Annotated in this window: 23 protein-coding genes; 7 read left to right on the top strand and 16 right to left on the bottom strand. The window is 39.5% G+C overall.

The window, feature by feature from the left end:
• Positions 1 to 2: 2 nt before the first annotated feature.
• Both H561_RS0100505 and H561_RS0100500 read right to left on the bottom strand, forming a co-directional pair.
• Entirely contained in the window at positions 3 to 1,262 is a 1,260-nt protein-coding gene (locus H561_RS0100505; RefSeq protein WP_027385212.1) for an aminotransferase class I/II-fold pyridoxal phosphate-dependent enzyme, read from the bottom strand.
• Between the two features lie 198 nt (positions 1,263 to 1,460).
• Complete coding sequence (locus H561_RS0100500; protein WP_027385211.1) at positions 1,461 to 2,216, bottom strand: response regulator transcription factor; 756 nt, start codon at positions 2,214 to 2,216, stop codon at positions 1,461 to 1,463.
• Between the two features lie 98 nt (positions 2,217 to 2,314).
• Between H561_RS0100500 and H561_RS0100495 the strand changes: the two genes are divergently transcribed.
• The 3 genes from H561_RS0100495 (at position 2,315) to H561_RS0100485 (ending at position 4,704) form a co-directional block, all read left to right on the top strand.
• Positions 2,315 to 2,962, top strand: a complete 648-nt coding sequence (locus H561_RS0100495; RefSeq protein ID WP_027385210.1) for a DUF1349 domain-containing protein — start codon at positions 2,315 to 2,317, stop codon at positions 2,960 to 2,962.
• Positions 2,963 to 3,490: 528 nt separating this feature from the next.
• The gene (locus tag H561_RS0100490; protein WP_027385209.1) at positions 3,491 to 3,820 is read left to right on the top strand and encodes a hypothetical protein; all 330 of its coding nucleotides are present in this window, start codon (positions 3,491 to 3,493) and stop codon (positions 3,818 to 3,820) included.
• Between the two features lie 467 nt (positions 3,821 to 4,287).
• A complete protein-coding gene (locus H561_RS0100485) occupies positions 4,288 to 4,704 on the top strand; it encodes a hypothetical protein (protein ID WP_027385208.1) in 417 nt (138 codons plus the stop codon).
• Between the two features lie 87 nt (positions 4,705 to 4,791).
• Here the strand turns inward: H561_RS0100485 and H561_RS21855 are convergent, their stop codons facing one another.
• From H561_RS21855 to H561_RS0100450, 7 genes are all read right to left on the bottom strand, one after another.
• Complete coding sequence (locus H561_RS21855; RefSeq protein ID WP_228372199.1) at positions 4,792 to 6,516, bottom strand: DUF4041 domain-containing protein; 1,725 nt, start codon at positions 6,514 to 6,516, stop codon at positions 4,792 to 4,794.
• Positions 6,517 to 6,608: 92 nt separating this feature from the next.
• The gene (locus tag H561_RS0100475; RefSeq protein ID WP_027385207.1) at positions 6,609 to 7,028 is read right to left on the bottom strand and encodes a hypothetical protein; all 420 of its coding nucleotides are present in this window, start codon (positions 7,026 to 7,028) and stop codon (positions 6,609 to 6,611) included.
• A 12-nt stretch (positions 7,029 to 7,040) separates the two neighbouring features.
• Positions 7,041 to 7,760 (bottom strand): glycohydrolase toxin TNT-related protein, encoded by a 720-nt coding sequence (locus tag H561_RS0100470; protein ID WP_027385206.1) that lies wholly within the window; start codon positions 7,758 to 7,760, stop codon positions 7,041 to 7,043.
• A 157-nt stretch (positions 7,761 to 7,917) separates the two neighbouring features.
• The gene (locus tag H561_RS0100465; RefSeq protein ID WP_027385205.1) at positions 7,918 to 8,211 is read right to left on the bottom strand and encodes a hypothetical protein; all 294 of its coding nucleotides are present in this window, start codon (positions 8,209 to 8,211) and stop codon (positions 7,918 to 7,920) included.
• A 307-nt stretch (positions 8,212 to 8,518) separates the two neighbouring features.
• Positions 8,519 to 9,319: a Cof-type HAD-IIB family hydrolase gene (locus tag H561_RS0100460; RefSeq protein WP_027385204.1), complete on the bottom strand. Its 801-nt coding sequence runs from the start codon at positions 9,317 to 9,319 to the stop codon at positions 8,519 to 8,521.
• Positions 9,320 to 9,417: 98 nt separating this feature from the next.
• Positions 9,418 to 9,879 carry an Lrp/AsnC family transcriptional regulator gene (locus tag H561_RS0100455; RefSeq protein WP_027385203.1) on the bottom strand — a complete coding sequence of 154 codons (462 nt, stop codon included), beginning with the start codon at positions 9,877 to 9,879 and terminating at the stop codon, positions 9,418 to 9,420.
• 360 nt (positions 9,880 to 10,239) lie between these two features.
• Entirely contained in the window at positions 10,240 to 11,367 is a 1,128-nt protein-coding gene (locus H561_RS0100450; protein ID WP_228372198.1) for a cytochrome-c peroxidase, read from the bottom strand.
• A 185-nt stretch (positions 11,368 to 11,552) separates the two neighbouring features.
• Between H561_RS0100450 and H561_RS0100445 the strand changes: the two genes are divergently transcribed.
• Positions 11,553 to 13,772 (top strand): outer membrane beta-barrel family protein, encoded by a 2,220-nt coding sequence (locus tag H561_RS0100445; RefSeq protein WP_027385201.1) that lies wholly within the window; start codon positions 11,553 to 11,555, stop codon positions 13,770 to 13,772.
• 133 nt (positions 13,773 to 13,905) lie between these two features.
• Complete coding sequence (locus H561_RS0100440; RefSeq protein WP_027385200.1) at positions 13,906 to 14,187, top strand: hypothetical protein; 282 nt, start codon at positions 13,906 to 13,908, stop codon at positions 14,185 to 14,187.
• Positions 14,188 to 14,247: 60 nt separating this feature from the next.
• Here the strand turns inward: H561_RS0100440 and H561_RS0100435 are convergent, their stop codons facing one another.
• The 7 genes from H561_RS0100435 to H561_RS0100405 all read right to left on the bottom strand — a co-directional run bounded on the left by H561_RS0100435 (position 14,248) and on the right by H561_RS0100405 (position 22,293).
• Positions 14,248 to 14,607: a response regulator gene (locus H561_RS0100435; RefSeq protein ID WP_027385199.1), complete on the bottom strand. Its 360-nt coding sequence runs from the start codon at positions 14,605 to 14,607 to the stop codon at positions 14,248 to 14,250.
• A 33-nt stretch (positions 14,608 to 14,640) separates the two neighbouring features.
• Positions 14,641 to 15,198, bottom strand: coding sequence for a chemotaxis protein CheB (locus H561_RS0100430; protein ID WP_027385198.1), 558 nt, complete (start codon positions 15,196 to 15,198; stop codon positions 14,641 to 14,643).
• A 26-nt stretch (positions 15,199 to 15,224) separates the two neighbouring features.
• Positions 15,225 to 16,055, bottom strand: coding sequence for a CheR family methyltransferase (locus H561_RS0100425; RefSeq protein ID WP_027385197.1), 831 nt, complete (start codon positions 16,053 to 16,055; stop codon positions 15,225 to 15,227).
• The gene (locus H561_RS0100420) at positions 16,056 to 16,421 is read right to left on the bottom strand and encodes a response regulator (RefSeq protein ID WP_027385196.1); all 366 of its coding nucleotides are present in this window, start codon (positions 16,419 to 16,421) and stop codon (positions 16,056 to 16,058) included. It lies immediately after the preceding gene.
• A 15-nt stretch (positions 16,422 to 16,436) separates the two neighbouring features.
• Positions 16,437 to 20,048: a response regulator gene (locus H561_RS0100415; RefSeq protein ID WP_027385195.1), complete on the bottom strand. Its 3,612-nt coding sequence runs from the start codon at positions 20,046 to 20,048 to the stop codon at positions 16,437 to 16,439.
• 4 nt (positions 20,049 to 20,052) lie between these two features.
• On the bottom strand, positions 20,053 to 21,528 hold the full coding sequence (locus H561_RS0100410; RefSeq protein ID WP_027385194.1) for a hybrid sensor histidine kinase/response regulator: 1,476 nt from the start codon (positions 21,526 to 21,528) through the stop codon (positions 20,053 to 20,055).
• 558 nt (positions 21,529 to 22,086) lie between these two features.
• Positions 22,087 to 22,293, bottom strand: a complete 207-nt coding sequence (locus H561_RS0100405) for a hypothetical protein (protein WP_027385193.1) — start codon at positions 22,291 to 22,293, stop codon at positions 22,087 to 22,089.
• 228 nt (positions 22,294 to 22,521) lie between these two features.
• Between H561_RS0100405 and H561_RS0100400 the strand changes: the two genes are divergently transcribed.
• Together H561_RS0100400 and H561_RS0100395 are read left to right on the top strand one after the other, a co-directional pair.
• Entirely contained in the window at positions 22,522 to 23,118 is a 597-nt protein-coding gene (locus H561_RS0100400) for a Crp/Fnr family transcriptional regulator (protein WP_027385192.1), read from the top strand.
• A gap of 149 nt (positions 23,119 to 23,267) precedes the next feature.
• Complete coding sequence (locus H561_RS0100395; protein WP_027385191.1) at positions 23,268 to 23,627, top strand: hypothetical protein; 360 nt, start codon at positions 23,268 to 23,270, stop codon at positions 23,625 to 23,627.
• Positions 23,628 to 23,825 lie beyond the last annotated feature (198 nt).

Genomic DNA, 23,825 nt, shown 5'->3' with positions numbered 1-23,825 from the left:
AATTATTTTTTCGCAATATGCAACTTTTTATTGATATCGTCAAATGCATTGAGGGTTTTATCAAGATGTTCCCGTTCATGAGTTGCCGTTAAACTCATCCGGATCCGGGCGTTTTTTCTGGCTACGGCAGGATAAATAATAGGGTTGGCGTAAATACCTTGTTCCAGAAGCATTTTTCCTACATCACCTGTAATATGCGGATCCCCGATCTTCACCGGTACCACGGCAGAGCAGGTGGTTCCGGTATCGAGTCCCATGTCATTTAAGCCTTTTCTGAAATAGCTGATATTTTCCCACAGCTTCGTACGCCATTGCGGTTCTTCGTCGATCAGTTCAATGGCCTTGATAATACCCGTTGCAGAACCGGGAGGAGTGGTCGCAGAAAAAATCTGCTGACGTGACTGGAACCTTATAAATTCGGCCAGTTTTTCATTGGTGATTACATAGCCGCCCAGATTACCAAATGTCTTGCTGAATGTCCCGGTGATAATATCAATTTTATCAAGCAGTCCCGGATCTTCAAGGGTACCCCTTCCCGTTTTTCCTAAAATACCGACTCCATGGACATCATCCACCATTAAATAAGCATTGTATTTTTTTACAAGCTTATAAATTTCTTCTACAGGGGCAACATCTCCATCCTGAGAATAAACCCCGTCAATCACCACAAGCTTTGTGCGGTACTGATTTTCGGAAGCTTTTAGAATCTGCTCCAGGGCATTGAGGTTATTATGCGGAAAAGTTTTTCTGTTGGTCAGAATACATCCTTCATAAACACTTGCATGAACGGACATATCTAAGATGGCAATATCTTCTTTCTGCAGCAGAATCTGCAATGTGGCACTGTTGGCGGTATATCCTGTTGTAAATATGACGGCTTCATCCTTGGTCCGGCCGAAAAAAGAAGCTATTTTTTCTTCAAGGTCATTATGATAGGAATAATATCCGCCGATCAGCGGAGTGGCGGCTGTACCCGTCCCGAATTTTTCAACGCCTTCAATCGCTGCACGTTTTACTTTAGGATGCTGGGTGAATCCCAGATAATCGCTTGTGACAAAACTGATAAATTCTTTCGTTATATTTTCTGTACCCACATGCATTACTGAATGGCAGCCTGTTTTATTCTGCAGCCTGTAATGGTGGCGCCCGTTTAATTTCATATATTCCAGAAAGTCATAATAAATATCCGCACGCTCCATCATATCGAAGCCCGGAATATTCTCAAAATCCTTAAATGTTGCTGTTGAGAAGTTGATTTTCATCCTTAATTTGTTAGTTGTTAGTATAACAAATATAGAATAATTTTAAGAGAAAAACCCCTGATACACCATTATGTGTATGATTTTTTTTGTAAATTATCTTAAATACATTATATATTCATAACATAAACACACTTTATTAATTAATAATTCAAAATTATATTTCATAACCTATTGATTTATTACTTATTATACATCAAATCATTGTTTTGACAAGATTCCGTTAAATGCCTCAACAGAATTTTTTACCTTCAGTTTTTTCAGAATGTTCTGGCGGTGCCTGCTGACGGTATTAATGCTGATGGAAAGAAAGCCGGCAATTTCTTTACTGATAAAACCCTGCCCTATGTATTGCAGTATTTCCAGTTCCCTCCGGGAAAGAATATTTTCATAATTAAATTTATCCTCTGAAACCACTTCTCCCTTTACCGCATTGATAATTAAAAACTCCGGTGATGGCCCTTTATTTCGATCTGCTGCTCTGTCATACAGGCACAGGGCAAACCTCAGTTTATGGGTATAAGGGGAATAGAAGTAAAACATCCGGTGCCTGATCCATTGATAAATTTCATTTTTTCCCTGCAGCCTCATTTTTGAAACGACACAAAAATCCGAACGTTCTTCCTGTTCCGTACTTTCCAGAAGCCTAAAGAACCTGAGTTCATGAACATATTTTTTCATCCTGTCATCCGGGTGAATTTTTTTCAGAATTTCTTCTTCCCAGATAGAATTGATAACGGTAGGGTTTGCCGGAAATACCATTCCTAATTCAGAAGCTGTTTTTGAATGAAAGACGTAACTTTTATTCATCTGCATATCACTTAATACGGCTATTGAATTCTCTGTCCGAGTATAAGCCACAGCAATATTTTTATACACTTCGCAATCCATCAGACAGGTTTTATTCTGTCCCTGGCTCTTCAGAAGCGTTTTGTTCAGTGTTTCTACAATAGTCATAAAATGGTTATTTATCAGTATTGGACAACATTTGCTTTTAGTTATACATTTGCTAAAATAACAATAATTACACGCAGTGTATCTATTAGACAAGAATAATGAAAAGAATATTTTTAAGTTTCTGTGCGCTAGGCATAATCAATAAAAGCATGGCACAGACATTGGAAAAAATGACGTGGTTCAATGAACCGGAGAAATGGGAAATCAAAAATGATAAATTAACAATGTTTGTCACGCCCCAGAGCGATTACTGGAGAATTTCGCACTACGGCTTTACGGTAGATGATGCACCGTTTCTTTATACTACGTATGGAGGGGAATTTGAAGCCAAGGTAAAAATAACGGGAAATTACAAAACCCGGTTTGACCAGATGGGCCTGATGCTGAGAATAGACAAAGAAAATTATATAAAAGCAGGAGTTGAATTTGTAGACGGAAAATATAATCTGAGTACGGTAGTTACCCATGCCACCAGTGACTGGAGCGTGATTGCTTTAGATAAAACTCCTTCTTCAGTATGGATAAAAGCCGTGAGAAAGCTTGATGCAGTTGAAATATTTTATTCGTTTGACGATAAAAACTATGTGATGATGCGCAACGCGCATTTACAGGATAACTCTCCCGTAATGGTAGGTATTATGGCTGCCTGCCCGGACGGAAACGGCTTTCAGGCGATATTCGAAAATTTTAAGGTAAAGCACCTGCCCGACGAACGCCGGCTGAAATGGCTTGAAAACAACAAATAACCCATGAGAATCGTTCAATAATTATCATTTTGCCTCACCCAGCGTGGGGCTTTTTTATTTTAGGGACAATCCTATCTGATTTTAAAAATATTGAAAGCTCAGGCAATTTTTGAGAAACCCTTCAGCCATCATTCATACTCAGCTCAATCATTTCACCCGCCTTGATCCATTAGTTCTTAAATACAATCAGCAATCTGATAATACCACAAAGAATAAAACATTACACCTTGACCTATTGAAAATATATTACATTTTTATAGCATTTTAATACATATATTTATTATTTTTAATATTATTAATTATTTGGTTAGATATTTGAATTAGAAAATTTAACCGAAAACAGGCTTATCTGTTTAAAATTTACGCACCAATCATTAAAATAGTATATCATGTTAACACACTTTTCTTCACCGAAGGACTGTCTGATCAAGGTCATGCAAAAGTCCTTTTCCATTCCCGTCAATTGATCAGTAATCATTATAATAAAGTGTTTTAAACTATTTCTGAATTTTATAACTTTTACCGATCATGATTTTTGAAGATGAACATTCTGTATTACAGGATAGCCACAACCTTTCGTTTGTGAAAAACGTCATTAACTTCCACGGGGACAAATCTTTTATTCTGAATTCTTTACAAAAGATAAAGAACAATACATTGTGCAGAATAAAAAGAAAAACCATCAATAAGCTCATTAAAGATTATACCCGTCATTTGAATTATATTGAAAATGAAGACATCAATGCTAAGCCTGATAATTATGATATCTCCCCAGTATATGCCAGACAGTCATATAATAAAGTGGTAAGGGAAAACGAATACTTACAGCAGATGATGACCTTTTTAATGAATCAATAGCTTTTCCTTTCTCCGGATCTGCTGATTATTTCATTCATCGGTCCAGAGAATCATTTGATCAATATTTCCAAATATAAATTAATATAGCTTTGTCTCATCAAAGAATGATAACTTAAACAAAAACGGGTTTATGCTTTAACATTTTCGATCATCATTCGTTTTATAATTCTCATTTATTCCGCATTTTTACCCTGTTAATTGTTTCCTTAATCCTGTAATTTATGGATTAAGTCACCTGAATTTGATTAAACAGTGCATTATTTAATCTCTTATATACCACATACTTAACTTTCCATAATATGAATGACAATAAAATATGATGAAAAATCATTGATATTCAACTCACTAAATCACATACATTTTTATTTTTAATAATTGTTTAGGTAGTATTCATGCCATAAGGCATGGAATTTGTAATTAACATAATATCACAATTTACCCAATACTAACTTAACACACAAAATATTATGAACGTTGCAGATCTAAAAATAAAAAATTTAGTAGAATACAAAAATCAGATCTATAATATCACTGAAATTTTTCAGGATAATGAAAGAGACTATTTTGTGAAGATTGAAAATGACATCCACAGTTTTTCTGTTCCGGCAACAGTTATCAAGCCGATCCAGATTACTGAAGATTGGCTGGAAAAATTCGGCTTTTCCAGAACCTACAGTTCTGATCAGCGCATCAGATATGAAAGACCTGAATCTTTTATCAAATATGATATTGATCTCAGCTCAAGAAAGATTGTTGACGGATTAAAGATTTATGGAAATTCAATCAGATGCAAATACATCCATGAATTCCAGAATATCTTCTCTTGCCTGTTTGGCAAAGAACCGTCGGTAATGAGCTACGGATTAGTCGGCACCGAATCTTAATAATATATTTTCAAATAAAAACCCACAACCTGATAGGTTGTGGGTTTTTATTTGAAAATGATAGCACTACTCATTAAATTGCTTCTATTATTCAGCTAATACTTCTTCCATCATTACTACCGGATCAGCCTGTTCCTGATACTGTTCCCACTCGGCTTCAAGTTTTTTGTCAACCTTCATTTCTTCTTCAAGCTTTACGGTTTCGCGGTATTGTTTCGCTTCAGCAGCAAGGGTCCATTTACAGGTAATTCCCATTGTATCCGTATAGTTTTTAATATCATTAATGCATAATCTGAAAAATTCTTTTCTCGGATTGATCTTATTAAGCTGGTTTTTCAGGAACTTTTTGTGAAGTTGTCTTTCCAGGGCCGGAGCGTCATCGGAGTACATCATCGCATGCACATCAAATTCAAAAGGGACACTGGCATCACCAAGTTCACGGACACGGTCTAACGGCTCCAGGCGCCGGGTCATCCCGATCTTATAGATATCTTCGCCAAAAGATCCGATATTTGAAATAATATATACATTGCCTCGCCGGGTCTGCTGGGCCATGGAAATAGCCCGCTGGTTTTTCTCTTCCGTTTGTTGCAGCCTGTTCTGCAATTCGTCCAGCTGCTGCTGAAGCAACATTTTCTGTTCTTCATTGGCTTTTGCCACCTGCTGTTCTGCTTTTTCGATCAGCCTTTTTAAAGTCTGCTCTTCTTTTTCGGCATCTTTAATGGCTTTTTCAAATTCTTTCCTCGCTTTTTCTTCCTCACGGATCTGTTCCCTGATCTGTCGCTGCTCTTCCTGTTCCTGCCATTTCAGTTCCTGTGCTACTACCGCCCATTTCAGTTCTTCGAGACGGGCTTCATGGTATACGGCGGAAATTCTTGCTTTCCTGAACGCCTCACCGTTAAAATTAACCAATTGAAAAGCGTCGTCTATTTTCTGTTTAAGAATCCCGTAATTGTCTTTTTTAACTGATGCCAGGATGGTTTCCACTTTCCCGTTGTAGGCATCGATAACAAAATCAATCGCTATATTCCTCCTGTATTCATCTACATATTCACAGATTCCGGCCTGTCTGCTTACGATCATCAGCTTATTATTCTGACGGAGTTTTTTAAGGTTTTCGCCGGCTTCCTTATGGCTGAAATCCGCTGCCAGTTCATCGAGCAGGGTATACGCCGGAACAATATATTCGTTTCCATATCCCTGAATGACATTTTTCATGGCTTTTATCCGGTCGGCAATTTCATTGGCTTCCCTCAAACTGCGGTATGCATCACCTCCGATAGCTTCTGCTTTATATTCTGCCGTATCAATAATCCTCCGGGATTCCCTTACGGCATTTTCATACAGCAGTTCAACTTCCCGGATCTTCTTTTCAGCAAGTTCTTTTGTGAGTCTGCGGGATTCCTTTGCCTGCTGCTGGGCACTGTCCAGCTCCAGCTGCGCCCTTTCCTTTAATTTTACACTGTCTTTTTCAGCTTTTTTCAAAAGGTATTCGCATTCCGTCTGAACATTCAGAATATCCTGATACTTGCTTAACGCATCATTCTGATTTTTAAGCTGAAGGTTTTTCTGGTCGGTCTCCCTTTTATCGATCTGCAGATTAGACAGCTCCGTCCGCAGCCTCTGGATTTTGTCATTCAGAGATGCTTTATCAGATTGAAGACCGGATATTTCCGTTTTAAGCCGGCCGATTTCCTGATTAAGAGCGGTAATCTGTGTATCTTTCTGAGCCGCTTCTTTTTTAATTTTACCTGATCTGCCAAAGGCATACAGCATCAGGCAAAATAAAATAATAATGATTAGAATTTCCATGTTGGATTAAATTTATTCTTTAATGGTTCTGTTAATTTCGCAATATTAATGATATTGTTTCTTCTTTTTTTATGGTAACCCGTAATACAGGCCTAATCAGCTTCTTCATACTGCCACATTCCCGAAACCGTCAGAAGAGTAAGGCCCGGCTGTTTTTCCCCATAACTGAACACACACAGGTATTTTGACCGGCAGGATTGACAGGCGGTACCGAAATACAGGGTCGGAAGATCACTCACAGTCAATGCTCCGAAATGCAGCCTGCTTTTTGACGTTTCAGCAACGGCTCCGATTTTTAACAATTCTTCCCCGGATACCACTCTTCCTTCATCATACAATTGTAAAATCGGAAAGCCCGATGTATAAGAAGTAATTTCCACCGTATTTTCATGACGGCAATGACGGCAGGTATACGTAACGGCGGCATAAGGATCGGCTTCCTCGTTCCTGAAAACAGTCTTCGGAACATACGCCTGTTCTCTAATGTTTATTTTTTTTGATATGGAATACATCTGAATTGTTTATTACTGAATAACCGTTCCTGCGAGGCCGTTATATTTTCCGCTCGGGCTTTTTTTAATCGTTACTTTTATGTACCCTTCCTGGGCCAGCTTGTTCCAGGTTTTCTGGTATCCGGTCATAGGATCAACGGGAATTTTCCACATCGTCTGTTTACCGCCGCCCACTTGGCCGAACCATGGGATCACATCTGCATACTGGCCTTTGAACGTTAATAAATTATTCATAACATCGATTTCATAATAAAAGTCGTACGCATTTTCAGGCTGATTTAATGCCCGCTGGCTGAAGGTATACACATATCCATTGATAATCGGACTCGTAAAGCTACCGCCTAAGGTAGGAATGCCGGTACCGTTATAACTTCCTACAGCTCCGCTGTAGCGGTCGAATTTTTGTCCGGCCGTGAACGGAACATCATCCGCAATATTGTAGCCGCCGTTAGCCGGAGGCCATCCACCGTTTAAATTGTTTGTTTTAAAAAGGATTTCAAGGCTGCTCCATTGGCCTTTTTTATAGAATTCGAAGGCCTGATCTTTGATGGTCTGGCTTACCGTTCCGCTCGGATCATACGTTAATGCGAATTCAGCAGCATTTTGATAGAATACATTCGTAACCGGCGGTATGGTGTAGTCAATAATAATTTCATCTTCCCTTTCTGAGCTGCATGTCAGTGAAAACAAAGGAATGGTCAGAAGCAGAATATACTTCAATGCGTTTTTCATAGTTATTAATTTATTTAAAGATTATTGTTTTTTTTATATTCCGGATTTGTAGTCAGCGGTTTAAGATAAAGACTTATTAAATCCTTAATCTGCTGAGGATTTCTTATTCAAATTCCTGATTCCGGAGCTGTATATTTCTCTCTAAAGAAGAGTCCTTTCAGCACTGTGTTGATATCGTCACTTTTTCTGAATATACGGTCCATTCAACAGAAGCAATATTCCAGGTATCACGATTGACCCCTGCTCTGTTTTTATAAAGAATTCTGAAAGGATGCCACCGGCTTTTGATAAATCCGGCATTAATTTTTAAAACTGTGATGGAACATGAGGAATTCCCGTTGAGGTATGCATTGAAAGGGATTCTGCCTATGCTATCTGAAGACAGGCAGATTTCAGCGGCACAATTGCCAGGTCCGGCAACACCTACTGACGGGTGGATTGATAAATTCATGGTTTAGTTTTTATGGTTTCCCTACTCTGTTACCGGCTTTTCGGTTTTGCCGTATTGATATTAATTAATCAGTTTTGGATTTTTTAAACCGATGATGACCAAATATAATTTTACATCGGGCAAGCGGTACATCAGAGAAAGAGTTTCAGCCGATAAATTTAAAATAAAAAACAATAGGTCCGTGAATTTTTATAAATAAATTGAAAATTTCACAAAAAAGCATGGGCATAGATGCTCTTGATAACGACATTTGTGAACAAAAAACCCTCAGATCAGAAATCTGAAGGTTATATTTTCTGTTATGCGGTTAACGGATATCCAGATAATCTTTGATGATTTTCAGTACTCCGAAATTGTCATTCGTACAGGCTTCAAAACATGCAGCTTCTTTCACGGACGGATGCGCATTTTTCATCGCATAAGAGTATCTGGAGTTTTTCAGCATTTCAATATCATTCATATAATCCCCGAAAGCCATGGTCTGCTGTGGGGAAATATCCAATGCGTCCTGCAGCTTTTCCAGAGCATTGCCCTTATTGATATTTTTATTCATAATATCAAGCCAGTATTGGCCGGAAACTACAATCTCCAGGTTATATTTTTCAAACTTTTTCAACGCAGGATAAACGTTCAATTCCGATCCTTCAGGATGATAGACTGCAATTTTAAAGATGCTGTCATCAATCTCTTCCGTTAAATCCTCTTTTTTTTCATTATCCGTATAGAACTGGGATATGTAATGGATAAAATCCTCATTACCGCTGTCAAAATAGGCTTTTTTCTTGCCTGATAAAACAGCTGTGGCGCCGGGAATATCGCGGATGGCCCGGATAATTTCAGCAATATAAGTAGCTTCAAGCCGGTCTGCAAAAAGTTCTTTGTTCTTATACATCACATAGCCCCCGTTTTCTGCAATAAAAGCCATTTCGTCCTCAATATCCCCGAAATATTTGGTAATTCCCATCATCTGTCTGCCGCTCGCAGGAACAAAAAGAATATTTCTTTTTTTAAGTTCTTCATATACCATCGGAAAATCCGGACTCATCTGGTGTTTAGAGTTCAGAAAAGTTCCGTCCATATCCGTTACAATCATTCTGATGTCATCCATACAATACTTTTCGTTGTTCTTTTTCAGAACAAATATATTACATATAATTTTAATCCGGTTTCAGCTTCTTTGGATCATAGAATATAGAAAAATATTTATCAAATAGTCAATCCATAGATATTTTTCACCTGGGCCATCACAAATGTACTGTGGGTACTCCCGATGGAAGGGACGGCACCCAATATATTGAATACAAAATTCTGGTACTCTTTCATATCCTGTACATGCACTTTAAGGAGGAAATCAAAATCACCGGAAATACTGTAACATTCCGCCACCTCTTTAATTTTAAGAATTTCCTGCTCAAATTCCACGGCCAGGTAGGCATCATTGCTTTTCAGTTTTAACTGGCAGTACACAATAAGCCCGAGATTCAGCTTTTCGGCATCCAGAACAGCGGCATATTTTTTAATATAGCCTTCCTGTTCAAGACGCTTTACACGCTCAAAAACAGGAGACGGAGAAAGGTTAACTTCTTTGGCAAGCTCTTTCACGGTGAGTTTTGCATCTTTTTGCAGAAGTCTCAGCAACTGCATGTCTTTATCGTCAAGATGATTCATAGAATAATATTCTTAAGGTATGAGTTTAAAGCCAAAGTTAAAGCATAAAATTTTATATTAATCCAAATTGCCAGTTAAATTTACTTAAATTATACAATACCATCAATAAATTATTCTTTATTTGTATATTTACTCAATATAAGATCAGAGATAAAACTCTAAGGTCTTCATATAAAAATAAGGGAAATATTTTATCTTGAGACTGCTCCTTACGGGGAGCAGCCTCTTTTTAAGAATGCATCAGATAGATATTAGTCAGAATATAATTTTAGTAAAATTAGTCTTAGGAAAGCGGTTCTGCATTATTGCAGAACTGTTTTTTTTAATCCAATGACATCCTTCCGACTCTGTTTATAATTTTTACTGAGGCAACTCCGGCATACTGACCTTTTCGGGTTTTGATGATAAAGTCCGCAGAAATGCTTCGAGCTGGGAAATTTCTTCTTCTGATAATTCCAGCATTCTGACCATTCCTGATTTCTCTGAATGCAGTACCTTCCCTTCACGGAGGGTTGAACGCTTTTGTGAATGTTCAGGGTTACCGTTGCTGTAGAACCTGATCACCTCCGACAGGTCAGCCATGGATCCGTTATGGAAATATGGGCCTGTCCGTGCGACTTCCCGCAGCCCCGGAACCCGGAATTTTCCGGCATCTTCAGCCTTTTTTGTCGCCAGATACCTTCCGGGGTCCTCCCCTTTTTCGCCTAACAGAGAGGTGCCTATATTTTCAAATTTGTTATTGGAAAAATAGCCTGAATTATGGCAGTTGATGCACTGGGCTTTGGTCCGGAAAAGATGCAGCCCCATAAGTTCATCATCGGTATAGACCTCTGATTTCCCGTCAATAAACTGATCAAATTTACCGGGCACGCTTTTAACCGTTCTTTCAAAAGTGGCAATTGCTTTTGAAATCCTGTCTTTGCTGACTGCCTTATCGCCGAATGCTTTTTCGAATAACACCTCATATCCTTTTATTTTTGCTATTTTACCGGCTGCAATGTCAATATGCTCCCCCATTTCTCTTACGTCTTCTATCGGCATTTGCGACTGGTGTTCCAGAGACCCGGCACGCCCGTCCCAAAACAGTTCTTTTACATACGCTGCATTCAGGATGCTCATGGCATTTCTCGTCCCCAGTTGCCGGTCATGCCCGAAAGAAAAGGTTCTGTTGTCGCACCATCCCAGTTCCGGGTCGTGGCAGGAAGCGCAGGCGATCTGGTTGGATTTTGAAAGCCTCGGATCAAAGAAAAGCGTTTTTCCAAGCAATGCTTTTTCTGCTGAATACGGATTGTCAGCCGGAAACTGAATATCCGGCAAATGGCCGATTTCGGAAAAAGATAAAGCGGATTCCGGATCTAAAACAGGTTTCGGCCACTTTGAAGAATCGCCGGAAGAATACAGCTGTCTCAGGTGACCAATGAAATCTTTTTTCTGCTGCAGATCTTTTTTTACCGAATTATTTAAGCAGCTGTTAAAAAGCGAAATCATAAGAAATATAACAAAAATCCAGCTTAAAACATTCTTCATGAGCATCTTGAGTTTCAGCAAAAGTATGATATTTTTTGAATTTCGCCTACGATCCCCATGTAACGAGGATTATTATTGCAGAATTAATTCAAAGTGATGTAACAAAACCCCTATGCAGGCTGTCTTATAGATAAACTTAATTGTAAATGAAAACTATTTTGATCCCTATCGCTTTATTGGCGGGTATTGTAACTTTTGCACAGGAAAAGCAGGACAGCATAAAATCCAAAGAAAAAAGCATAGAAGGCGTAACGGTAACGGTAAGAAAGCCGACAGTGGAATCTAAAGTCGACAGAACCGTTTTTAATGTTGCCAACAGTGCTATCCTTGCAGGAAATACCACTTGGGATGTTTTGAGAATGACTCCTCTGGTAAGCATTGATAACAATGATGCCGTTAAAGCAGAGGGAGAATCGGTAACCGTATATATCAATGACAGGAAGTCTGTCTTTACCGGTAAGGAACTTAAGGAATACCTGAAGACCATCCCGGCTGACAACCTGATGAAGATTGAGGTCATTACCAGCCCGTCCTCAAGGTATGAAGCTACCGGGTCTGTAATCAATATTGTTTTGAAAAAGCGGGATGATGAAGGAATAAAGGGCAGCGTCACTTTTAACAACAAACAGAACACGAAAAACTCACAGTATACCAATCTGAATTTAAATTATCACAGGAAAAACTTCACCCAGACTTTCATAGGAGGTTACAGTGACAATACCTACGTTCAGAGAACTTCCAGTCTGTATACTTGGTATAAAGATAATGAGACCAATCAGATTGACAGTTATGTAATAGGCAGGAGCAAAAGCCCTTCTCTTTCCACTACTTCAGAATTTGAAATCAATACTAAAAACACGGTGGGGCTTATCCTGGAATATTATCAGGGCAATTCTACTTCGAACTCAGAAGCCAGCAGAACAGACTATAAAAATAATATTTTTGACAATTCTTCTGAGCAGAATCAAAATTCCACCGGGCTTAACCGTAATTTAGGAACCAACCTTTTTTATAAATGGTATGATAAGGAAAAGAATAAAATCCTGGATGTAAACTTAGGCGTAAACTATTACGGACAGTCTGAAGACAGCTATTTCATTAATAACATTATTTCAAGTAAAGGCCCATCCATAAAAGATCTTGGTGTTCTTACCGACACCGAAAACCGGAATTATTATCTTAAAGTAGACTATACCCAGCCTCTGGGAAAATCCGGGGCAACGTTCGAAGTCGGCGGAAAGATGAGTGTTAACAATAACGTGATTCCCAACAGCCTGTACAACAAAATAATACCTGACAATATATCTGAAAGTATGATATACGGTTTAAGTCAGAGGGATACATTTCATTATGAGGAAAATCTTAACTCATTATATGCCAATTACAGCAGAAAATTCTTTGACAAATTAGAAACCAGAATCGGGATCCGTTACGAATATATTGATTATAAAATGCGTCAGGATATCGCCGGAACTTCAAGAAAAGATGCCTACGGAGCCTTCCTGCCCAATATATTGTTAAAATATACCTTTTCTGATAAATATGATTTAAGCCTAACCTATAACAGAAATATCTGGAGACCCTGGTATGCGGAATTCAATCCTTTTATGACCCCGAATACGGATGGGATTTACAGCCGCGGAAATATAGATCTGGAGCCCAATCCGAGTGACAGGCTGTACATGAAACTGGGAATTTTAAAGAAATACTTTCTTTCCGCACGATATTCATTTACCGACCAGGATTACTGGACCGATTATTTACAGGGAGAAATTGAAGTCCCTGGCGAAAACGGCACTACTTCCATTAAGAAAATTGCGATTACGCAACCGTCCAATTTCAGCGGAAAAGTGCATAAATACTACCTGTATGCAAATACCAACCAGACCTTCTTTAAAAATAAATTTACCGTCAATTTAGGCTTGGGATGGTATTATATTGATAATAGTGACTTTAACCAGAAAAATAAAATTGAAGCGAACAAAAACTATATCAATTATTTAAGCGCTTCTACCAATCTTTCGTATACCAATCTTTTTAATAAAAATATCAATATAAGCGCATGGGTGGAAGTTTCCAATCAGAACAACGGAAATTCCACCACCAATAAACCGAATATTTTCCATAATCTTTCTGCCACCAAGATATTCCCGAAAACCCAGATGGAAGTCAGCCTGCAGCTGATGAATATCTTCCAGAGACCGAATTACGATGCCACCACCTATAACCAGGAAGGCTATGTAAGAAGTATGTCAAAATGGGATTGGTACGGGGCATCCATTTCATTTGTGAAACGTTTCGGGAACCAGAAAGTAAAGGAGAATACCAAAACCGATGTTGAGAAAAACGAAGGAGGAGGAAAATAATTCTTAATTTTTTCAAAAGAATGCATAATGGTAACAAATGTTCAAGCAATTTCATATTAATCACAAATAAGTATTAATAATACTGCATATTACATTTTTGGCACGGATATTATAGTATTAAGTGAAATACACAATGATGAATACCCAAACCAAAATAAAGGAACTGATCCGGAAATATTTGACACGATGTATCAAGCTACAGTTTAATCTGGATGTAGATCTACAGGATGAATATACCTTGACGAAAAATATTGTATCCAAAAAGACGATTATTGCCCGGACATTTTCAGATAATATATTGTCAAAACCCGGTCTTAAATTGTTTCTGACCTCGTTGATTACAGAAATCAACAATGCAAAATGCAGCACGGAGTTTATGATCGGTAAAATAAAATCTTTACCTGAATCTGCTTAATAAGAAATAAAATACATACGACAAAACCCCGATTAATATCGGGGGTTTTTTATTTGGTTTTTAGATATATTTGGCCACCTTCGCTTCAAGATCATCCAGGTTAAATGGCTTTGCCACATAATCATCCGCCTGCGCCTCTCTGGCCAGCGCCATAATATCATTATTGGCCGTTACGTAGATCACCGGAATGTTTTTAAACTCCTCATGGCTTTTTAAAAGTTTTGTAGCCTCTACTCCACCGATTCTGGGAATCCAGTTGTCCATCAGGATAACATCCGGACGGTACTGCGCCACTCTTTCCAGAATATCATGGGAGGTCTCTGAAATTTCTACCTGAAAACCATTCTCTTCAAAAATAATTGTAATCACTTCGAGAATCGTTGCATCATCATCAAAAATCAGGATTTTCTTTTTACTCATATTATTATTTCTTATTTCTTATTTTATTTTTATTTACAGTTCATTGATCAGGCCGGCCAGTTCACCGGGATTAATGATGAGGTCATAATCGACTTCTTCCACAGCGTGCCTCGGCATGTAATCCACTTCAGCGGTTTCAGGATCCTGGATCCATACTTTACCATTGTTTTTTTTGATGTACGAAAGGCCGTTTACGCCATCTGCATTGGCACCCGATAAAAGTACCCCAATTACGGCCTCACCATAAATTTCCGCTGCAGACCTGAAGGTTACATCAATGGAAGGACGCGAATAATTCATTTTTTCAGAGCTGTCCAGCGACATGGTTTTCTTATCTTCAAACAGCAGGTGGTAATCGGCCGGCGTGATGTAAATCTTATTATTTTCTATCTCTGTTTTGTCATCTATTTCCACAACATCAATGTGGGAAAGCTGCTGCAGCAATGCCTGCAGGATATTGTTTGAATGCGCTTTCCGGTGCAGCACAAGCAGAACCGGGACAGCTATGGTGTCATTCAGTTTTTTAATCATTTCCAAAATGACCTGCAGGCTCCCGGCGGAACCTCCGATCACTACCAATTCTGCTTTCATACATTCGTGTTATGCATTCATTACCGTTAATTATGCTCCAGCTTTTTCCAGATTCTCTGATCGTCAACCTGATGGTAATTTTTATCTAATTTAGAAAATCTCAGCGTTTCTTTTGCACCCAAAGCTAAAAAACCTAAATTTTCAAGGCTGTTGTCAAACAACCGGAATACCTTTTCCTGTAAACCCCTGTCAAAATAAATCAGTACATTCCTGCAGATAATGAGCTGGAAACTGTTGAAAGAGCTGTCCGACACCAAATTATGGGTAGACAGGATGAGTTTTTGCTGCAGGCTTTTATCAAACCGCACACTGTCATAATTGGCGGTATAATAATCCGAAAAATCTTTTGTCCCGCCCGACAGCATATAGTTTTCAGAGTACAGTTTCATCTGCTGCAACGGGAATATCCCGGCTCTGGCCTTTTCAAGTACCGAAGGGTTGAGATCGGTTCCATAGATCAGCGATTTATGGTAAAGATTCGCTTCTTTCAGTAAAATCGCTATCGAATAGGCTTCTTCTCCTGTAGAACAGCCTGCCACCCAGATCCGGATCAGGGGATAGGTCCCCAGCTGCGGCAGTATCTTCTCTCTCAGGGCTCTGAAAAAATAGGGATCCCGGAACATTTCCGTGACATTCACCGTAATTTCTTCGATGAAACGCTTCAGGTATTCCGGATCGTTCAGAACGGTATACCGTAATTCTGCAAAACTGGTAAACCGGTCGATCAGGCAGATACGGTTGATCCTACGCTTAAATGACGCACGGCTGTATTCGGAAAAATCATACCCGTACCGGTCATACACCTCTTTAATAAGAGATTCCACTTCTTCGTCTTTTACTATACTCGGTTCCAGCATTTAGGACAGTTTTTCAATTGCATTCATTAACTGATCCACATTTATCGGCTTGGATACATACTCCTGTGCGCCTGCATCCAGGCATTTCTGACGGTCTTCAGGCATGGCCTGTGCCGTTACGGCAATCACCGGTACTTTATTTAGAGAAGGGGTACTTCTTATAATCCTGATCGCTTCATAACCGTCCATTTCCGGCATCATCATATCCATCAGCACAGCAGTGAACTGATGATCTTTTTTCAGGATATCAATCGCTTCCTGAGCCATAGTACAGCTTTCTGTCTGGTAGCCCCGGGATTTCAGCGTCAGCTTCAGGGCAAATATATTACGCGGATCATCATCCACAATTAAAATCTTCTTATTCATCAGTATCTGGACTGTTTAACTTTCATATAACCAAACTCTAAGCAGGGACAGCAACTGGTCTATATCCACCGGTTTGGAAATGTAATCCGAGGCGCCTGCCGTAATGCATTTTTCACGTTCTCCGATCATTGATTTTGCCGTAATGGCAATAATCGGCAATCTTGTAAACTTAGGCATTTTCCTCAGCTGTCTGATGGTTTCATAGCCGTCCATTTCAGGCATCATCATATCCATGAGGACTACATCTACATCAGGATGCTCTTTAATCTGCTCGAGGGCGTGTTTTCCGTCCATGGCAACCACCACTTCCACTTTGTATTTTTCCAGTGCTTTGGTCAGAGAAAAAATATTGCGTACATCGTCATCGGTAATCAATATCTTTTTACCGCTCAGAACTTCGGTTAAAGAACCCAGCGTTTTGCTCCTCACCGTTTCCATAGAAGTGTTTTTCTCTTCTACAAGATGTAAAAACAATCCCACTTCATCCAGGATCCTCTGATACGAATGTGCTGTTTTTACAACGATAGAATCAGCATACTGCCTGATTTTCAGTTCTTCGGACTTCGACAGGTTGCGTTCTGTAAAAATAATGATCGGCAGGTTTTCAAGTCCGTCATAGCTTTTTATGGATTCGATGATTTCATATTCATCCCCTTTGGAAGCCCCGATATCTAAAATAACGCAGTCAACATGCTCTGTGGTAAGTGCTGCTACACTGTCTTCCACATTATTCTGAACCGACAGAGAGATATTAAAATTGCTCAGGAAGTACGACAGGGCACTGGCATGCTTGGCATTTTCCTCCACAATCAATACTTTCTGCGGAGATCTCCTTAAGGCTTCCTCTATCGTTTTGAACACATCTGTCATCTGATCCAGTGCCATCGGCTTGTTGATAAAATCAACGGCTCCTTTCATCAGGCTTTCTTTTTTTACATGGAGCACAGACATCATGTGTACCGGAATATGCTTGGTTTTCGGGTTCGCTTTAAGCTGGTCCATCACCTGCCAGCCGTCCTTTACAGGAAGCTGAACATCCAGCAGTATGGCATGAGGTCGGTATTTTAAGGCTGCGGCAAGGCCGTGGTCACCTCTTACCGCTACAATTCCTTTGTATTTCTGAAGCCTGGTATATTTCAGCAGGGCTTTGGCAAAATTGATATCATCCTCAATAATTAAAATGATCTTGTCATCTTTAGTGATATGGTCCCGGTCATCTTCCACATCTTCCGGGATTTCCAGCATATTGATCCATTCATAGGATTCATCCTCCTTGCCTTCCAGAATGTTCTGGATTTCTTCCACATCTTCCCGGATATTTTCCATCAGGTCACTGTCTGTTTCCACAGAAGTAAGCTCAGCATCTCCTTTTACCGGTATGATAAGGCTGAATTCGCTTCCTTCGTCAACTTTACTTTTCAGGATCAATTCTCCGCCCAGCAATCTTGCGATTTCCCGGCTTATGGAAAGTCCCAGCCCTGTTCCCCCGAACCTTCTGCGCGTAGAACCGTCGGCCTGCTGGAAGGCTTCGAAAATAATCCTCTGCTTATCTTCCGCAATTCCGATTCCGGTATCTCTTACTGAGAAAATAATGAAATCAGGTCTTTTCGGGTCTTTTTTAATATTCAGGTTGATGCTTCCCTCTTCTGTAAACTTGATGGCATTCGACAGTAAATTTCTCAATACCTGATCGACACGGAGCCTGTCCGTTTTTATAGAATCCCCAAGATCATTTCCAATCTCAATATTCAGCTGAAGCCTTTTTTCCTGGATCACCGGATTGAATAAGCTTTTTAAATCCTTAACAATCTCACCGATCATGACATCCTGATATTCCAGTGTCATTTTCCCGGATTCTATTTTGGCAAGGTCCAGGATTTCATCAATCAGGGTCAGCAGGCTGCTTCCGGAGCTCTGTATCACTTTCGCCGATTCTATCTGGTCTTCATTCAGGTTTTCTTCCGGGTTTTCTGCCATTAAACGGGACAGAAGGAGGATTGAATTGAGCGGGGTACGAAGTTCATGTGACATATTCGCCAAAAATTCCGACTTATATTTTGTGCTGAGCGCCAGTTCTTCAACTTTTTTCTGGATCTCGTTGTTGCGCTCCGCTATCATGTGGTTTCTTTCTTCCAGCAGCCTTGAACGTTCTTCAAGTTCGGCATTGGCCTGCATCAGCTCTTCCTGCTGTACTTTTAATTCTTCTTCGGAAGCCTGTAATTTCTGGGTTTGTGCCTCCAGTTCCGTATTCAGGTTTTCAAGCTCAGCGTGCTGTACCTGAAGTTCTTCAGACTGGGCCTGGGTTTCCTCCATAAGCTGCTGTTCTTTCTCACGGCCTTTTGCCGCCCCTAAGGCAACACCGATATTCCGAGTGCATTCGATAAAATAATCAATCCTGCTTTCATCAAAATTATTAGTAGATCCCAGCTCTATGACCCCAATGATATGATTATCTGCAAAAACAGGAAGCAGTAATATGCCATAAATTTTTATCGTGCTGCTGGCAAATGTTACCACAAAATCGTCTTCGTGGAGATTATTGTAGACCTGGGTCTTTTCAGTAATGAAGGCGTGGCCCACCATTCCCTGCCCCGGTTCAAAAACTTTTTTCATATTGTTTTCCAGACCGATGGCCGCTTTCAGTTTCAGTAAACCTTCATCATAAAGATAAAGCGATCCGTTGATGCATTTCCCGTATTCAATAATCTGGTTCAATGCATTATCGGAAACTTCTTTTACCGATTTGTTTCCCATCAAGGATTCATTCAGCAAGGCAAGGCCTTTCTGCCGCCAGTCGCTTTTATTGATGGTGTCAAAAGATTTCCCTAATGATTCCGTCATGTGATTAAGTGAGCCTACGAGGTCTCCCAAATCATCCTGTGAATGGTCTACTGCTTTCTGGCTGTAGTCTCCGTTGGCCACTCTGTTGGCAATTTCCCGGATGGCACTCACACGCCTGCTGATCTCCAGATCTTTTGCCTGTAATGCTTTTTCGAGCTTATCCCTGCGGATAAGGTCTGACCTCAGTCTCACATAGAAAAAAACAGTGACCACAATAGCGGCAATGGCGGAAAATACGATAAATAAGACAGTCGTCCCGGATGAGCGGTTAAGATCCTTGTTTTTAAGGGCAAGCTGGGCTTCTTCATACTGCACAAAATCCTTAACCAGCTGCCGGCAGCGGTCCATATATACTTTGCTGGACATCACCTGGCTCTGGTTCATGACAATGCCTTTCTTTCTGTTTTCCACAAAATATTTCAGGTTGGAAATATTCATATTTACATTCCGCTCCAGCTCATTAAGACGGTTCAACTGGCTCGTATCTGTAATATCTAATGCTTTTGCGCGTTCAATGGCTTTTGGAAACTCGGATAGGCTGCGGTAATATGGCTCCAGGAAATTTTCCTTTCCGGTAAACTGATAACCCCTGCTGCCGGTTTCTGCATCCAGAAGCGAAATTAAAACATCCTTTACAGCGGTGATAGCTCTCCGGCTTTTGGAAAGGCTTTCCCGGTGCTGCATCTGGTTCTGTATGCTCCAATAAGAAGCGATGGAACTTGCAATAAGGATCACTAAAGACAACCCAACCCCGAACTGGAGGCTTCGTATGATTTTTTTCGGCATGAAATTAATTTAATGGTAAGGTAAAATAAAATGTAGATCCTTCATCAACTTTACTGGAAACACCGATATTTCCGTGGTGCTGTTTAATGATTTCGGAGCATATGAACAGGCCGATGCCCATTCCCTGGAATTGCAGTGAAGACTCTTCCACACGGTAAAATTTACGGAAAACCGCCTCCTGTTTGAAATCAGGGATGCCGATTCCGAAATCGGTAATATTCACTCTTACTTCCTGTTCTTCTTCATCTACGAAAGTGGTAACAATCACCTGATTGTTCTTAGGGGAATATTTAATGGCATTGGTAAGAAAATTGATCAGCACCTGTTCAATCCGTATGGCATCAAGCGGAATAAGAATATCCGGACGGATGCCGTCGCGCTTGATTTTTATTTTATGTTCATCATGGGTCTGGAGAATGGTATCGATGGCATTGCTGATCACGCTTTCAAGATTGGTCGGCTTTTTATTGATTTTCAGCTTCCCGTTTTCGATCTTGGAAACGTCCAGCAGATCCGTAATCAGGGTATTCAGTTTTTCGATCTGATCCTGGGCTTTGGTCACAAAACCCGCTTCCGGACTTTCCTTATCCAGTTTTAATTTTCTTTCAAGGAGCTGGACGTATGCTTTAATACTCGTCAGGGGAGTCTTCAGCTCATGGCTGGCAATGCTAAGGAATTCGTCCTTTTCTTTCTCTACTTTTTTCTGGTCGTCAATATCCGTAAAGGTGCCTACCCAGTTTTTAATGTGATCCCCTTCATACACAGGCGTCACACGAAGCAGATGATACCGGTAATCTCCGGATTCTATATTCTGTATCCGTACTTCCAGTTCCAGGGCTTTGCCTTTCTTCCTGCAGCGTTCGAATTCTTCTTCGATACTGAAATCATCAGGGTGCGTCTCAGGGAAATGTTTGTCAGAGGCAGAATAATCATGCCATTTACCGTTCACAAAATCTACCATTCCTTCTCCGTTCAGCGTAAAGGCGATTTGCGGTAAAGATTCAAGCATCAGATGGAAATGATCGATCTGTGACTTCATGGTCACCTGCGATTCCCTTCTTCCTTTTACTTCAAGCTCCAGGCTCTGCTGCGTTTTTTTCATGGCAACATTCTGTTCCTGAAGGCTATAGAAAGTCTTCACCTTTAACAAAAGAATTTCCGGGTCTACCGGCTTGGTAACGTAGTCTTTACCTCCTGAAGCATATCCTTTTGTTATAAATCTTTTATCGGTATTGACGGCTGACAAAAATATAATCGGTACTTCTTTTGTTTTACTGTATCCGGCCAGTGTTTCAGCAACTTCAAAGCCATCCATATCAGGCATCTGGACATCTAAAATGATAAGGGCGTAATCATTTTTCAATGCTTTGCCCAACGCTTCTTCACCGGAGTTCGCGGTATCCACTGAAAAATCCTTGGATTCCAATAATTTTTTCAGTGAATAAAGGTTACTCTGGTTATCATCGACAATTAAGATCATAGAAATGTAAAATCAATAATTAATTATATTTACTTCAATACCAAAAATACTTACAATATTCCGAAAAACAGCTATTTTTTGACTAATATAAGCCGCCTACCACATTTATAACGGCTCTTTTATCCTGTTGAAAAAATAGGGTTTAATAAACTTAAAAGATATTTACCTCAGTCTTTCAGCCAATTACAGATAAATCCATTGAAATTCTTTATTATTTCAGTGAAAATTTTCCCAACAGGATTACTGCGGCATAATGTTTGAATAAGAACAGACAACACTTTTTCACTTAAATATATACTTTCGATTATAAACCCCTGATTTTGTCAGGGGTTTATTTTTTCAGACAGTATCATCTGAATAGGCCGATAAAAATTAAGAATACTTGATCTCAAAAAATCAGTAAATCCAATTCTGCTGACCTTTTGAATTTTGCTGAGTAAATGCAGCAGATATACATGATCAAAGGATCTATGAAAAATTGTGGTTTAAAGTAGAGTTAAACAGCTCCATAAAGATGTGCTGCTCTATTTTAGTAAGAGTTGCTTTATGCAGTATCCATTATTCATTATCGGTCTGTATATCCTGAGGTTTCCCTTTTGAATGCACGGTATCAGATTCTTCCTGCAGGGTGCGGATGGTATCAGAAGCCGGGTCATTAACGGTTTGCATTTGGTTGTCACGATCTTTGTACTGCGTCTCGGATTTGGTACACCCTGTTACAGTAATCAGACTTAAAACGGTGGTAACGAAGATTGCTTTTTTCATATTGATTGGTCAATTTAACTATATCAAACTTACCAATCAATACGATTTTATTTTATGATGCCAGTCACAAAAGAATCAGAATTATCTTATTACTATCAGAAAAAAATCTTAAATTACTGCGTAAACATTTTATGATTATAATCATAATCGAACGGTTGTTTTTTTGATTGACCGTCACTGATAGTGGATCATAATTTGTATTGAAGAAATGCAAACCCCCAAATACGTATGTTAATATCAGAAGAACTTTTACTATCCTACGGAGCCGAGACAGAAGATTTTGTTCCCTCGCATGTTATATTTACCGAAGGCAGCAAGCCTAAATACTATTACCAGATCGTCGAAGGAAGAATCAAGCTGAATCATTATGACGACGATGGAAAGGAACTGATCCTTGCCATTCTGAATAAAGGTTTAAGCGTCTGTGAGCTTTTGTTATTTATTGACGAACAATATCCTGTGAATGCCATCGCTTTTGAACAGACCAAAGTGATAAGGCTGTCTAAAAGCAGCTTTGTCCAGTTGCTGGATGATCACCCGCAGATATCGAGGGATATCAATAAATTTTTGTCAGAGCGCCTGTACTATAAGTACATAATGCTCGAAAACAACGCTTCCCTGCGTCCTGAAGTAAGAATAAAGGGAGCCCTCAACTATCAGAAGAGTTTCAGTAATGACCAGACTCAGTTTTCTTTTGAAGTCCCTCTCACCAGGCAGCAAATAGCTTCCATAACGGCTTTAAGAGTCGAAACGGTGATCAGGACCATCAAAAAGCTGGAGAAGGATAATGTCCTTAAAATTATCAACAGGAAAATCTATATATAATACTAAACATGGATTTACCCATTGATAAGGCGCAGATTTCCGGGAATAATAACGGTATGTGAATAAATCAGTACCTCAATTTGAATTAAACAGAAGCTTTTATTTTGTTATTTTTAAGCTTCTGACTAAATTTGTAAAAATTTAAATTAATGAACTATACACTTGAGCTTAGTACACAGGAGGCCGGCTCTAATATTGTATTCAACACAATCGTATTTGATTCGTTCAAGGTTAATATAGTTGAAAGATACGGCGGGAAGATGGGTTTCAATCCAAAATTATGGGAGGCTTTGTTTAAAGTCAGAACCCTCAATAATGAAATCATTGAAAGAAGGGACGGTAACTTAAGGGTTAAAATTAAAGGAGACCAGCTGGAATCCTATCGGAAATTAACACAAGTGCTGAGTTCCTATGACTATAAAAACAGACTGATGAACAGAAAAGCGGCAGAAGAAGATTATGTGCATTTCATTCTCAGCCTGGTGATCCAGAATTATCAGCTTAACTAATCCTTATAGGCATGGTGCCTGATGATAAAAGGTACAGAAATAAGAAGAATTTACGGAATTAATATAGGGCCTGCCTATCACGGCAGTGTGCAGCAAAAGAACAACTAAACAAAATAGGTATGATAAAGACGGCTGAAACATTTCAGCCGTCTTCGTTATAATCTTAAAATACAGCCATCAGCAACAGTATGTGCTAAA

This window comes from Chryseobacterium gregarium DSM 19109 (assembly GCF_000430845.1).
GTDB lineage: Bacteria > Bacteroidota > Bacteroidia > Flavobacteriales > Weeksellaceae > Chryseobacterium > Chryseobacterium gregarium.
The sequence above is the reverse complement of the archived record's forward strand: the minus strand, read 5'-3'. Positions and strand labels throughout refer to the sequence as shown.

What these genes read in the sequence shown, in the direction of transcription:
- H561_RS0100440 (WP_027385200.1), top strand. Translation starts at nt 13,906, where the DNA reads ATGATGAATACCCAAACCAAAATAAAGGAACTGATCCGGAAATATTTG.
- H561_RS0100490 (WP_027385209.1), top strand. Translation starts at nt 3,491, where the DNA reads ATGATTTTTGAAGATGAACATTCTGTATTACAGGATAGCCACAACCTT.
- H561_RS0100425 (WP_027385197.1), bottom strand. Translation starts at nt 16,055, where the DNA reads ATGCTGGAACCGAGTATAGTAAAAGACGAAGAAGTGGAATCTCTTATT.
- H561_RS0100410 (WP_027385194.1), bottom strand. Translation starts at nt 21,528, where the DNA reads ATGATCTTAATTGTCGATGATAACCAGAGTAACCTTTATTCACTGAAA.
- H561_RS0100415 (WP_027385195.1), bottom strand. Translation starts at nt 20,048, where the DNA reads ATGCCGAAAAAAATCATACGAAGCCTCCAGTTCGGGGTTGGGTTGTCT.
- H561_RS0100400 (WP_027385192.1), top strand. Translation starts at nt 22,522, where the DNA reads ATGTTAATATCAGAAGAACTTTTACTATCCTACGGAGCCGAGACAGAA.
- H561_RS0100470 (WP_027385206.1), bottom strand. Translation starts at nt 7,760, where the DNA reads ATGAAAAACGCATTGAAGTATATTCTGCTTCTGACCATTCCTTTGTTT.
- H561_RS0100395 (WP_027385191.1), top strand. Translation starts at nt 23,268, where the DNA reads ATGAACTATACACTTGAGCTTAGTACACAGGAGGCCGGCTCTAATATT.
- H561_RS0100475 (WP_027385207.1), bottom strand. Translation starts at nt 7,028, where the DNA reads ATGTATTCCATATCAAAAAAAATAAACATTAGAGAACAGGCGTATGTT.
- H561_RS0100420 (WP_027385196.1), bottom strand. Translation starts at nt 16,421, where the DNA reads ATGAATAAGAAGATTTTAATTGTGGATGATGATCCGCGTAATATATTT.
- H561_RS0100465 (WP_027385205.1), bottom strand. Translation starts at nt 8,211, where the DNA reads ATGAATTTATCAATCCACCCGTCAGTAGGTGTTGCCGGACCTGGCAAT.
- H561_RS0100505 (WP_027385212.1), bottom strand. Translation starts at nt 1,262, where the DNA reads ATGAAAATCAACTTCTCAACAGCAACATTTAAGGATTTTGAGAATATT.
- H561_RS0100455 (WP_027385203.1), bottom strand. Translation starts at nt 9,879, where the DNA reads ATGAATCATCTTGACGATAAAGACATGCAGTTGCTGAGACTTCTGCAA.
- H561_RS0100445 (WP_027385201.1), top strand. Translation starts at nt 11,553, where the DNA reads ATGAAAACTATTTTGATCCCTATCGCTTTATTGGCGGGTATTGTAACT.
- H561_RS0100450 (WP_228372198.1), bottom strand. Translation starts at nt 11,367, where the DNA reads ATGATTTCGCTTTTTAACAGCTGCTTAAATAATTCGGTAAAAAAAGAT.
- H561_RS0100405 (WP_027385193.1), bottom strand. Translation starts at nt 22,293, where the DNA reads ATGAAAAAAGCAATCTTCGTTACCACCGTTTTAAGTCTGATTACTGTA.
- H561_RS0100435 (WP_027385199.1), bottom strand. Translation starts at nt 14,607, where the DNA reads ATGAGTAAAAAGAAAATCCTGATTTTTGATGATGATGCAACGATTCTC.
- H561_RS0100430 (WP_027385198.1), bottom strand. Translation starts at nt 15,198, where the DNA reads ATGAAAGCAGAATTGGTAGTGATCGGAGGTTCCGCCGGGAGCCTGCAG.
- H561_RS0100495 (WP_027385210.1), top strand. Translation starts at nt 2,315, where the DNA reads ATGAAAAGAATATTTTTAAGTTTCTGTGCGCTAGGCATAATCAATAAA.
- H561_RS0100500 (WP_027385211.1), bottom strand. Translation starts at nt 2,216, where the DNA reads ATGACTATTGTAGAAACACTGAACAAAACGCTTCTGAAGAGCCAGGGA.
- H561_RS0100485 (WP_027385208.1), top strand. Translation starts at nt 4,288, where the DNA reads ATGAACGTTGCAGATCTAAAAATAAAAAATTTAGTAGAATACAAAAAT.
- H561_RS0100460 (WP_027385204.1), bottom strand. Translation starts at nt 9,319, where the DNA reads ATGGATGACATCAGAATGATTGTAACGGATATGGACGGAACTTTTCTG.
- H561_RS21855 (WP_228372199.1), bottom strand. Translation starts at nt 6,516, where the DNA reads ATGGAAATTCTAATCATTATTATTTTATTTTGCCTGATGCTGTATGCC.